Raw genomic sequence first — 12,323 nt, 5'->3', positions numbered from 1 at the left:
GGGCGGTGGGGGTGCGGGTGGTCACTGGACGGCCCGGCGGGTGAAGCAGCGGACGCTGACCCAGGTCAGGACGACGGCCACCCCGGTCAGCACGGTCAGGCACACCCACGCCGGCAGGTGCGGCACGCCGGGCAGCAGCGCCCCGCGCACCCCCTCGGAGACGTACGTCATCGGGTTGAGCGCGGTGACCACCTGGTACCAGGGCACCGACGACAGCCGGGGCCACGGGTAGTGGATGCAGCCGGTCCAGATGATCGGGGTGAGGATCACCGAGAAGGTCACGTTGATCCGCTGCACCGGCAGGGTGGTGGCCAGGCTCATCCCGATCGCCCCGCCGATCCACGCCCCGAGCAGCGCCACCACGAACGCCAGCGGCAGCCCCGCCGGCCGCCACGGCGCGGAACCGACCATCAGCGCGCCGAGCGGATAGATCAGCACGGCCGCGAGCAGCCCCCGGATGGTGGCGATCACCAGCTTGCCGATCGCGACGTACCCGGTCGGCAGGGGCGCCATCAACCGGTCCTCGATCTCCATGGTGAAGCCGAACTCCTTCACCAACGGCAGGGCCACGCTCTGCAACGCGGTGGTGAGGGCGGCCAGGGCGATGATGCCGGGCAGGAACACGTCGGCGAAACCGCGCCCGACGAGGCCCTGGCTGCCCAGCACGGTGTCGAACACGAACAGCATGAACAGCGGCGTCAGTCCGACCTGGACCAGGATGACCCAGAGTTCCCGGCCGGTGACCATCAGGTCGCGGCGCAGCACCGCGGCGAACACCCGCCCGGTCCCGGGCCGGGAGGGTGGTGTGGCCGTCGGGCGCAGCGGGGTCGGGGTGTCGAGAGCGGTCACCTCGGTTGCCTTCCGGTGAGTTCGATGAAGACGTCCTCCAGGCTGGGTTCGCCGACGTCGACGGCGTTGACCGCCGCCTGGCGGGCGGCGAGCACGGTCACCGCCGGGCCGAGCAGCGTCGCGGGATCGCCGGCCAGGTGCAGGCGGATGCGCAGCCGGCCGCGACCGCCGTTGCCGGCCGCCCCGCCACCGCGCCCGAGCAGGCCCGCCCCGGCCAGGGCGGCCAGCCGGCCGGCGCCGGGCCGCCCACCACCGGCTGCGAGCGCGGCCAGCATCCCGGCCCCACCCGCCCCGACCCCGGCCAGCCCGGCCGCAGCGCCGCCCGGCCGCCCACCGGCCGGCACGGTCGGCGTCGCCACCCGTTCCGCCTTGCGTACGCCGGGCAGCTCGCCCAGGGCGGCGCAGAGCGCGTCCGGGTCGTCCCCGCCGGCCGGGGTGACCGTGAGGTCGAGCAGCGCGTCCCCGGCCAGGCCCCGGACCAGGGCGGTCGGGGTGTCCAGGGTGAGCAGCCGGCCGTGGTCGACGATGCCGACCCGGTCGACCACCCGGGCCGCCTCGTTCATCGCGTGGGTGGTCAGCACGATCGCCACCCCCCGCTCGCGGAGTTGCCGCAGTTGCCCCCAGATCAGCAGCCGGGTCTGCGGGTCGAGGGCGTTGGTCGGCTCGTCGAGGAAGAGCACCGCCGGCTCGTGGGTCAGCGCACGGGCGATCATCAACCGCTGCGCCATGCCGCCCGAGTACGCCTCGATCCGCCGGTCGGCCCGCTCGGTGAGGCCGAACCGCTCCAGCAGCTCCGCCGCGCGGGCGTGCGCCTCCCGTCGCCGTACCCCGTGGTAGGTGGCGTGGTAGACGAGGTTCTGCCGGGGGGTCAGCGCCCGGTCCAGGTTGTTGTGCTGGGGCACCACGGCCAGGTGGGCACGGGCGGCGGCCGGGTCCCGGCCCACGTCGACCCCGCAGACCACGGCCCGGCCCCCGGTGGCCCGCAACCGGGTGGTCAGGATGCCGACGGTGGTGGACTTGCCGGCCCCGTTCGGCCCGAACAGCCCGAAGATCTCGCCCGGCGTGACCGTGAACGACAGCCCGTCGACCGCGTTGGTGTCGGTGCGGGGGTAGCGCTTGACGAGGTTGTCGACCTCGACCACGGCCGGCCCGTCTCTGCTGGGCATCTCAACTCCTGTCCTCAAGGGGGTGCGGGTGCCGACGGGGCCGGCGGCGGTGCCGTCAGCCGCCGGAGGGCTGGGGGTGCGCGGCGAAGAACCGCCAGATGGTGTCGGTGGCGTTCAGCGCGGTGGAGGGGGGATCGAGGTTGAGCAGCTTCTCCGCCCGGGGCGGGTTGGGTCGGCCGCCGGGCCACTGGTGGCCCGCGCCGGCGACGGTGATCAGCTCGACGGCGCGGCCCTGGGGGCAGCTCGCGGTGGACCGGGTGACCGGCCCGTCGGTGGTGACCTTCGGTGCGCCGCAGGAGTCGATGCTGCGCCAGCGGGCGGCCAGCTCGGGGGTGGGCGGGCCGTCGATCTTCACCGGGTTGCGTCCGGTACCGCCGTTGTCCCGCCGGCCGGGCCCGCCGCCGTACGGCATGGTCTGGTCCTGCTGGCCGTGGATGTGCAGCACCGACACCGGTTTCGGGTCGGCGCACTGCCCGGTGAGGGTGCTCGCCACCGCGCCGATCGCGGCGAAGGTCGTGGTGTCGCAGACCAGCTTGTACGCCAGCAGCCCGCCGTTGGAGATCCCGGTGACGTACCGGCGGGCCGGGTCGACAGGCAGTTCCCGGCCGACCGTGGCGACCAGCTCGGTGATGAACGCGACGTCGTCGACGCCGTCGCGGGCGGGTGCCCCGCAGCACTGTGGACCGACGGCCCAGGCCCGGTTCAGCCCGTCCGGGAACAGCACCAGGAACCCGTCCCGGTCGGCCTGGCCGGTCCAGCCGTACGCCTGCTCGGCCTGCTCGCCGGTGCCGGCCGCGCCGTGCAGCATCACCACCAGCGGGACCGGCCCGCTCAGGTCGGCCGAGGCCGGCCGGTAGAGCCGGTAGCTGCGTTCCCGCCCGTCCACGGTGAGGGTGTGCGTGGAGCTGCCGACGGGCGTGTCCGCCGCCGGCCGGGTCGCGCCGGACGGCGCGTCGGCCGTCGGGCCGGTGGGGGAGTCGGCCCGGTCGCGGCGGGGACTGCATCCCGCCGGGGCGGTCAGGGCGAGTAGCAGCGCGAGCGTTCCCGCGATCCGGGCGGTGGACCGGCCGGTGCGACGCCGCCCGACTTCAGGGCGAAAAACGGTAAAAGGCATCATATCAATACTTTCGCCCGGGAATGTTCGAGCAACGTCAGGGACGCGCCAGGATTCGGCAAGGGGCACGCGGCACCACCCGCGCCGGTACGGGCCGGGGCCGCCGGCCCGGCGACGACGCTGTCGCCGGGCCGGCGTCCCGCCAGCTCAGTAGCCCCGCAGCCGGAGCAGCTCCCAACCACCCTCGGGCACGTCGTCCGTCGGGTCGGCCCGCAGGTTCATCGGGTTCGCCATGCCCAGGTAGAGCGTCGGGCCGTCGGCGACCATGTTGCGGATGCCGTAGTTCAGGTAGTTGCCCAACCCGGTGTTGTCCACCGTCGTCGCCGCCTTCGTCGGTGACGAGAAGGCGTACAGGTCACCGCCGTAGACCGCCTCCGGCAGGGCGCTTGCGCGCATCCCGGCCGCGTCCATCGGCGCGCGGGCCAGGTCGTCGGCCAGCGCCGGTGACAGGCCCAGCTCGGCGGCGGTCTCCTTGCCCAGCTCCTTGGCCAGGTAGCTCCAGTCCATCGTGCCGACGTACAGCTTCCCGCCGGCCACCACCATCTTCCAGGTGTAGTTGTTGTACGGGTTGCCGAAACCGGGAGGCCCGAACTTCGGCGTCTGGTGCGTCGACTGCAACGCCCACGCCCCGGCCCCGTTGTTGGCCGCCGGGTCGTACGCGGGCAGCTCCGTCGCGCCGTACAACAGGTCGACCTTCTCGAAGTGGGAGCCGAAGTTGCGACCCCGGTAGATGCTGATCGACCGCTGGGTGTTCTGGATGGTCGCCTGGGCCGCCGCCTCGTCGGCCGGCGGGTAGGTCGCCATGTGCACCGTGGTCGCCTTCATCGGCACGTGCATCGTGCCCCAGTAGAGGAAACCGCCGTAGGAGGCCAGGCCGCCCAGGGCGTACGCGCGGGCCACCACCGGGTCCGGCTCGTACTCCGACACGTTCCACACCTGCTGCCAGCCGTCGGCGTCCTCCGGGTTCAACCCCGGGGCACCCGACGCGAGCGGCGGGCTCATCCAGACCGCCGCGATGCTCGGCGGCGGCGCGGCGGCACCGGCGGTCGGGCCGGCCAGCTCGGCGTCCGAACCCGGCCAGGTGGTCACGAACAGCCGCCCCTGGTGGACGGTGAGGTCGGCGGCCTGCGCCGGCAGGTTCGCCACCACCGTGAACGCGAACGGGTCGGACTTGCTGCCCGTCCAGCGCAGCACGTTGCCACGCTCGCCGCCGTTCGCGCCGACGCCCACCCCGGCGTACAGGGCGTCACCGGCCACCGTGAAGTGCCGGATGTTGCCGTACATCGGGAAGTTGCGGGAGCCGAGGAACGCGCCGGTGTCGGTGTCGAACGCGAACAGGTTGACGCTGGTGCCCAGCGCCGGGCCGCCGAGCAGGGCCACCCCGTTGAAGTTGCCGGCCGCCCGGATGCCCGCGGTGGTCTGCAACCGGTTGGCGTCCTCGGTGGAGGCCGCCTTCACCAGGTCGGTCTTCTCGACCAGCTTGTTGGCGCGGGTGTCGTAGGTGTAGAGGCGTGGCTGCCGGTGGTCGCCGAGGATCGGCGGCAGCTGCGGGTTGCGCTTGGCGACCTGGCTCTCGCCGTACTCGCAGACCCAGTCGTCGTTGACCGTCGGCGTGGTGTTGCGCAGGGCCCGGCCGCTGGTCAGGCAGTTGACGTTCGCTCCGGTGCCGAACCACAGCATCTTGCCGGCCCGGGTCATCCCCCACAGGTACGCCTGGTTGACCTTGGCCTTGCCGTCGGCGCACGGCGGGCCGGCCGGGTACGGCAGCCCGATCCCGGCGAAGCACTCGTCCGGCTGGGCCTTGGCGAGCAGTTGCGGACTGCTCTGCTGCGCGCCGGCCGCGCTGGCCGCGCTGCCGGGGTCGGCGGCGTCGAGTGGCGCACCGAGCGCCGCCGAGGGAACCGCCAACACCGACCCGAGCCCGAGTACGGCGACGGCGGTCGACAACCGCCGTGCGGAGAACCGGAGTGGATTCACCAACAATCTCTCTTTCGCAGGAAGGTGGACACCCGTTCTCGGGCCCGGCGGAGGCGGACCCGGGAACGGGCAGGGACACACAGGGACCGCTCAGACGGCGGCCGGCAACTTCCGGGGAGCCGGGGCGACGACCCGCGACGCCATCCGCTCGGCCCACCCGGACGGGTCGGGGAAGTCCAGGAACCGGCCGAGCCCGGTCAGCTCGGCCACCGGGTCGGCGACCAGGTCCTCGTAGGACATCCGCAGCAGGTGCTCCGGGGGCACGTCGCGCAGCGCCTGGTCGGCCTGGCTGCTCATGAAGGCGCACAACCCGAGGTAGCGGCGCAGGTCCTGACCCCGCTCGCGCAGCGCGTCGGCGGTCAGCCGGTCCGGCAGGTACGGCTGGAGGTCCTCCGGCACGGTCTGGTCCGCGCCCACCCGGAACGGGTCCAGCCCGCACCGGCCGAGGAACTCCACCCGCAACTGGATGAGCTGGAACGACGAGTGCCGGCTCATCGACCGGGCGGTGTCCTCCCAGTTGCGGGTCAGGTAGACGACCTTGCAGTCCGGGAAGCCCCGCAGCAGGTACGGCGCCACGTGGCTGGAGCCGCCGGAGCGTTCCACCCACCGGGTCTTGCCGGTCAGCACGGCGAGCAGGTCGAGGAAGTCGTGGTGGTGCTGGGCCACCGTCTGGGTGCGGAACTGCGGCACCCGCTCGGCGAGCTGGTCGAACAACGCGTCCGGGTCGGCGGTCAGCTTCGACAGGGTGATCGCCAGGATGCGCGGCAGCTCGGTCAGCCGGTCGGCCCACCGGCCCGTGGCCGGGTAGCGGACCTCCTTGGGCGGCAGCCCGATCCGGAACAGGGTGGACAGCTCCGCCTTGGGGCTGGCCAGCACCGCCCAGTACTCGGCACCGGTGAGCACCTCGGCGCTGCGGGCCCACGGCGCGACCGACATGAAGAACTCCTGGGCCGACAGGGTGTCCGGCTCCTCGTGGATCAGGTCGGACAACAGCGTGGATCCGCACCGACCGTTGCTGATGATGATCGACCGGCCGGTGATCGGGGTGTCCATCGGAAGACCTCCTGGGTGTCGCGTCGTCATGCGGTGGTGGATTGGGTCACGTCGAGCGAGCAGTCCTCGGCGAGCCAGGCGAAGACCAGCCGGCGGACCTCCTCCGGCCGGTCGATCAGCACGGTGTGCCGCTGGTCGGGCAGCACCTCGACCCGGGTCTGCGGCAGCAGTTCGCGGACCGCCGGGGCCAGCTCCACCACCGCCGAGTCCCCGCCGTAGAGGCAGAGCACCGGGCAGCCGATCGCGGCCAACGCCCCGGCGGGCGGCAGCGGGCTCGCCGGCAGCTCCTGCGCCAGCGTGGTGTCGGAGAGCATCCGCTGCGTCTCGGCGGCCCGTTGCGCGGCGACCCGGCCCCGCCGCACCCCGATCTCGGTGACCGCCCCGTCGCGGGGCAGCCTCGCGGCGACGCGGGCGAGCCGCTCGCGGACCCGCCGCATCCACTCCGGGGTCGGCGGCGCCGACTCGATCGTCACGATGCCGGCGACCCGCTCCGGATGCCGGGCGGCGTAGCCGAAGGCGATGGTGCCGCCGAACGAGTTGCCCAGCAACAGCAGCGGACCGGTGACGTCCTGGGCGGCCAGCAGCCCCACCAGGTCGTCGACGAAGTCGTCCAGGGCGTACCCGGTGGCGGGACGGTCGCTGCGCCCGTGGCCGCGCAGGTCGTACAGGACGGTCGGGAAACCGGCCCGGGACAACGGCTCGGCCAGGGTGAAGTACCAGCTCGCCATGGTGTCCGACGCCATCCCGTGGATCAGCACGGCGGTCGGCGTCGGCCCGGTCCGGCCGTCGGCGGCCGGACCGGGGGGATCGAGCCGCTGCGTGTGCAGCGTGATCCCGTTCGCCCGGACCATGGTCACCGGCTGCCCGCCCCGACCTCGTCGGCCTGCCCCAACGACTCGGCGATGTGCGTCACGAGCTGCCCGACCTTCAACTCCCGGACGGTCTCCAGGTCGAGCTTGGCGACGAAGTGGGCGAAGTTCACCGTGTCGCCGTAGCGGGACTGGAGCCGGCCGGCGAGCGCGACCACGTCGATGCTCTCCATGCCCAGGTCCTCGGAGAACGTGGTGTCCATGGTGACCACCTGGTCGTCCGCGAAGTCGCCCAGCACGGCGTCGATCATCTCGGTGAGGTCGGCGAGGATGGTGTCCTGGGCCGAGGGCATGGGCGTTGCTCCTTCTGCTGATCGGATGGGTTGGGCGGTGCTGCGTGCCGGGTGCCGGCTCACGGCCGGGACACCCCGGGCGGGGTGGCGGGTGCCGGCTCCGGCCCCCAGGTCCAGGCGACGACGTACCGGCGCGGCGGCAGGTCCTCGGGGTTGGCGACGTCACGGTGGCCGACCCGGTAGGCCCGACCGCCGATCTCGACGGTCAGCCCCGAGTCGGTGGCCGAGTAGACCCGGAACCGGCGCGGCGAGCCGTCCAGCCCGGTCCCCTCGGCCTTGGCGACCGCCTCCTTGGCGGCCCAGAACCGGGTGAACCACAGCCGGCGGGCCTCGACGTTCCCACCGGCCAACGAGGCCAACAGGGTCAACTCGGCCGGGGTGAGGGCGAAGGTGAGGGTGCTCTCCGGATGGTCGGTGACCTCCGCGACGTCGATGCCGACGCCGGGGCCCCCGGGCACCGCGTCGGGTGCCCGGCGGCGGGCGATCGCCACCCCGATCTCCGCGCAGTGCGCCAGGGAGACGTCGCAGTCGCCGAGCCCCCGACCGGGCCGTCCACGTACCCAGGGCCGGCCGTCCGGGTCGTTGCCGACGGTCAGCTCGATCGGGTAGATGTCGGTGTGGCCGTCCTCCCACAGCCGGGCCCGGACCGCGTCCTTGGCGGCGATCCGGCCCAGCATCCACTGCTTGCGGGTCTTGGCCGGCTGCCGCTCGTAGTCGGCGTAGGCGGCCCCGCCGAGGATGCCCCGGGCGGCCATGCCCCGGGTGACCAGGTCGGTCCAGCAGTCGAACGCCATCGTCCAGCCCTCGGGCTGCAACAGCGACATCGGGTGCCGCTCGGGGAACCGCTCCGCGACCCGGGCCTGCGGGTGGCTGTCGAACCGGCGGTCCGTCGCGCCCTCGATCTCCGACCACACCCGCCCCTGGTAGCTGAGCTGGGTGTCGGCGACGAGTTTCCCGTCGTCGATGGCGCGGACCCGGGCGACGCACTCGAACGCCCGGCCGGCCGGCGGCGGCGGCCCGTAGAACCGCACCTGACCGAGCCCCACCGGCAGCGCCACCGTGCGGAACGGCTGGGTGGTGATCAGCCAGTTGCCGATGAGCTGCAGGGCGTTGTCCAGCAGCGCCCCCGGTGGCACCGGCGCGGTGACGATGCCGCGTACGTGCATGTCGCCGAGCGCGTGCACCTCGGTCACGCCCTGGAACTGCGGCCCGTGGAACATCAGCCGCTCCGCGTACATCTCGGCGGCGCCGAGGGTCGGCGGGCGTTCGGTGGCCGGGTCGTGGGTCCAGACCGGCGGCGGCGTCGGGTACGCCGTGCCGACCTCGATCGTCGCCCGGGCGTACCCGGCGAAGGCGACCGAGTACCGGTTCTCCCCGGCGGTGCGGACCACGATCTCCACGTCGGTGGCCGGTTCGGCGATCAGCCACCTGTTGAACTTCGCGTCGTGCACCGCCACCACCGGGACGCCGGGCACGAGCTGCTCCACCGCCTCCATCATGTGCGCGACCAGGGCGGTCGCCGGCACCACCGGCCACCGGTCCTCCGGGTCCGGCCAGTCGTCGGGCTGCACGAAGAAGCAGTGGTCCAGCAGGTACGGCATGGTGTCCAGGGAGATCCGCCGGATGATCCGGCCGACCTCCGTACCGGCCGCGCCGGCCGGGCGGGCCGCCGCGGGCGGCGTCGCCGCCGGGGTGACTGTCGGCTTCGCCAGCGGCGCGGTGGGGGCCGCCGCCCTGGCGGGAGCAGCCGGCGTGACGGGGGCGGCCGGCGCGGCGGGCCGCGCCGGGGTCGCGGTGCCGGCGGTGGCCGTGCCCCGGGTGTTCTCCTTCAGCAGGGCGGCGAGTTCGGCCGCCGCGCTGGAACCGCTGGCGAGCCGGTGCAGCGCGTCCAGCGCGGCCGCCGGGTCACCGGACGGCGCGGCGGGCTTCGCCACCCCGGGCCGCCCGGTCACCCGCGCGGCGGGCACCGGCGTCGCGGCCGGCGCAGCGGTCGCCGTCGGCACGGCGGCCGGGGCGACAGCCGTCCCCGGCACGGGGGCCGGCGCGACGGCGGGCGTCGGCACGACCGCCGGCCGGGTCACCGGCGGTGCTGCCGCGGCCGGGGTCGATCCGGGCCGGTCGGTGCCGGCGGCGACCGGACGGGCGACACCGTCGCCGACGCCCGGCGTGGCCGCCGAGCCGTCGGCCACGGTGACCCCGAGCAGGCCGGCGGCGTCCGCGCCGAGGCGGACCAGCGGCCCACCGAGGTCGAGCTTCACCCGGGGCCCACGCCGCGCGGCCTTCGCCGGGCCGTCCGCACCGGCCGTGGCCGGGCTACGGCCGGACGTGGCCGCCGGCGTGGCGGTGCCCCGCGGGGACAGCGCCCCCAGGTCCGGCGACGCCCCCTCCACCCACAGGGCGGTGGCGACCCGGCGCAACTGGTTCAACCCGCTGCGGTGCGCGGTGTTCACCGGCATCGCCAGGTGCTCGCGCCCGCGCAGGTTGTCCCCGACCAGCGAGGCGAGCTGCCCCGCGCCGACCTGGAGGAACACCCGGAACCCGGCGGCGTACATGGCCTCGACGGTCTGCCGGAACCAGACCGGCTCCATCATGTGCCGGACGAAGATCCGGTTGACCTCCTCCTCGTCGGCGGGGAACGGCGCGTGCAGGGTCGCCGACCACACCGGCATCCGGGTCGGGTGCACCTCCCAGCGGCCGAGGGCGGCACCGATCGAGGTGAGCCCGTCGGCGAAGGCGGGGGTGTGGAACGCCGAGCGGAACGGCAGCTTCTGGCACAGGATGTTGCGGGTACGCAGCGCCTCGACGAGGCGGTCGACCTGCGGCTCAGGGCCGTTGACCACCGACTGTGCCGGGGCGTTGTCGTGCGACAGCACCACCCCCGGGTAGTCGCCGAGCAGCGGGGCGACCCGGTCCGCGCCGGCCCCGACGGCCGCGAAGACGTAGCCGGAGACCTCCACCGAGTCGGCGTTGAACAGGTCGAGGAACTCGTCCATCGCGGCGGTGCTGATCTGGCCGCTGACCGCGGCGGCGGTCCACTCGCCGATGCTGTGCCCGGCGACCGCGTCGGGCCGTACCTTCATCCGGGCCAGCGCCGTGTCGAGCAGCTTGCCCACCTCGATCAGGCCGGCGCCGTGCCGGCCCAGGTCGGCGGCGGACCACTCGCGGTCCGGCAGACCGAAGTGGGCGGCCAGGTCGGCGGTGCGGGGGGAGAACTCCGCCTCGAGGCCGGGGAAGACGAAGGCGAGCTTGCCCGCCCCCGGGCCGAGCAGCGGCTGCGGGCTGAACCAGATGTCCCGCCCGCCCCGCCACGCCTGCCCCCGGGCGACTGTCTTGCGGGCCACCGCGAGCAGCTTGTCCGTCGGGTTGACGATGCCCAGCCGGGTCTGCGGCGGGGCGTCCCCACCGGAGCGGGCGGCCAGCTCGACGCCGATGCGGCGTACCTCCTGGTCGTCGCGGTCCAGCAGGTCGGCGAGCCCGGCCGGATCCGACGCGGCCAGCCAGAGCACCTGGTCCGGCTCGTCGACCACGGCCCGCCCGGCGGCCGGGGCGGTCAGCCCCACCACCGGCTCACCCACCGACACCGGGGCCTGCTCGATGATCAGGTGGGCGTTGATCCCGCCGAACCCGAACGCGTTGACGCCGGCCCGGCGCGGGCCGTCGCTCTCCCACGGCCGGGCGGTGTCGATCGGCGCGAACCGGGTCGCCGCCATCTCCTTGCGCGGCGTCTCGCAGTGCAGGGTGGGCGGCAGCACCCCCCGGTGCACCGCGAGCGCGGCCTTGATCAGGCCGGCCACCCCGGCGGCCGGCATGGTGTGCCCGATCATCGACTTCACCGAGCCGATCACCGGGCGCGGCCCACCGGTGTACGGGCCGAACACCTCCGCCACCGTGGTCAGCTCGGCGGCGTCCCCGGTCGGGGTGCCGGTGCCGTGCGCCTCCAGCAGCCCCAACGCGTCCGGGGCGGTCGGGTCGAGCCCGGCGGACTCCCAGGCCCGGCGGATCGCCAGCACCTGACCGGAGACCGCCGGGTTGAACATGCTCGCCGACTTGCCGTCGCTGGACACCCCGCTGCCCCGGATCACCGCGTAGACCCGGTCGCCGTCGCGCACCGCGTCGGCGTACCGCTTGAGCACCACCACGCCGGTGCCCTCGCCGATCAGCAGCCCGTCGGCGGCGGCGTCGAACGGTCGGATCTCGCCCCGCCGCGACAACGCCCGGAGCTGGTTGAACACCGACCAGAAGCTGATGTCGTGCACGTGGTGCACGCCACCGGCGAGCACCGCGTCCAACCGGCCGTTGAGCAGTTCGGTGATGCCCTGGTCCACGGCGATCAACGAGGAGGCGCAGGCGGCGTCGATGGTGTACGCCGGGCCGCGCAGGTCGAGCCGGTTGGCCACCCGGGAGGCGGCCAGGTTGGGCACCAGGCCGATCGTCCCCTCCGGCTGGTACGGCCCGAGCCGCTCGTCGAACTTCTTGCGCAGCAGCTCCAACCGGGCCGGGTCGACGTCGGGGATCAGCTCCCGCAGGATGCTGACCACCTGGCTGGACATCCGCACCCGCTGGGCGTAGCGGGCCTGGGCGGGGCTGAGGATGCCGCCCCGGCCGAGGATGACGCCGATCCGGTCGCGGGCCGGGAGCCGGTCGCCGCCGCCCGCGTCGTCGATCGCCGCGGCGGCCACCTCCAGCGTGATCAGTTGGTCCGGCTCGATGTCACCCACCGAGGCGGGCATCACCCCGAACCGCAGCGGTTCGAAGGTGGCGAACTCGTCGACGAACCCGCCGCGCCGGCAGTACATCCGGTCGGCCCGGTGGGACTGCTCCGGGTCGTAGAACTCCTCGTCCCAGCGGTGGGTGGGGACGTCGGTGATCGCGTCGACCCCGCCGATCAGGTTGCGCCAGTAGCTCTCCAGGTCGCCGGCGGAGGGCATCAGGGCGGCCATCCCCACGATCGCGATCTGGCCGGGCGCAGCGGCGCCGTTGTTCATCGGTTCCTCCGACGGAT

At 74.1% G+C, this 12,323-nt stretch carries 8 protein-coding genes; all 8 read right to left on the bottom strand.

All coding sequences use genetic code 11. The features are described 5' to 3' along the window. Positions 1-21 precede the first annotated feature (21 nt). Positions 22-849 carry an ABC transporter permease gene (locus JQX11_RS01925; RefSeq protein WP_307826018.1) on the bottom strand — a complete coding sequence of 276 codons (828 nt, stop codon included), beginning with the start codon at positions 847-849 and terminating at the stop codon, positions 22-24. Beyond that, positions 846-2,015, bottom strand: coding sequence for an ABC transporter ATP-binding protein (locus JQX11_RS01920; RefSeq protein WP_204923171.1), 1,170 nt, complete (start codon positions 2,013-2,015; stop codon positions 846-848). The genes JQX11_RS01925 and JQX11_RS01920 overlap by 4 nt, the downstream gene beginning before the upstream one ends. A gap of 55 nt (positions 2,016-2,070) precedes the next feature. Further along, on the bottom strand, positions 2,071-3,132 hold the full coding sequence (locus JQX11_RS01915) for an extracellular catalytic domain type 1 short-chain-length polyhydroxyalkanoate depolymerase (protein ID WP_204923170.1): 1,062 nt from the start codon (positions 3,130-3,132) through the stop codon (positions 2,071-2,073). Between the two features lie 144 nt (positions 3,133-3,276). Beyond that, positions 3,277-5,106 carry a hypothetical protein gene (locus tag JQX11_RS01910; RefSeq protein ID WP_307826054.1) on the bottom strand — a complete coding sequence of 610 codons (1,830 nt, stop codon included), beginning with the start codon at positions 5,104-5,106 and terminating at the stop codon, positions 3,277-3,279. 90 nt (positions 5,107-5,196) lie between these two features. Continuing rightward, complete coding sequence (locus JQX11_RS01905) at positions 5,197-6,159, bottom strand: sulfotransferase domain-containing protein (protein WP_204923169.1); 963 nt, start codon at positions 6,157-6,159, stop codon at positions 5,197-5,199. 26 nt (positions 6,160-6,185) lie between these two features. Continuing rightward, positions 6,186-7,010, bottom strand: coding sequence for an alpha/beta fold hydrolase (locus JQX11_RS01900; RefSeq protein WP_232377126.1), 825 nt, complete (start codon positions 7,008-7,010; stop codon positions 6,186-6,188). A gap of 2 nt (positions 7,011-7,012) precedes the next feature. Continuing rightward, positions 7,013-7,321: an acyl carrier protein gene (locus tag JQX11_RS01895; RefSeq protein WP_204923167.1), complete on the bottom strand. Its 309-nt coding sequence runs from the start codon at positions 7,319-7,321 to the stop codon at positions 7,013-7,015. A 59-nt stretch (positions 7,322-7,380) separates the two neighbouring features. Then, positions 7,381-12,306 (bottom strand): type I polyketide synthase, encoded by a 4,926-nt coding sequence (locus JQX11_RS01890; RefSeq protein ID WP_204923166.1) that lies wholly within the window; start codon positions 12,304-12,306, stop codon positions 7,381-7,383. Between the last annotated feature and the right edge of the window lie 17 nt (positions 12,307-12,323).

Source organism: Micromonospora humida, from assembly GCF_016901255.1.
Taxonomy (GTDB): Bacteria; Actinomycetota; Actinomycetes; order Mycobacteriales; family Micromonosporaceae; genus Micromonospora; species Micromonospora wenchangensis.
This window is presented reverse-complemented; position numbering and strand designations above follow the sequence as displayed.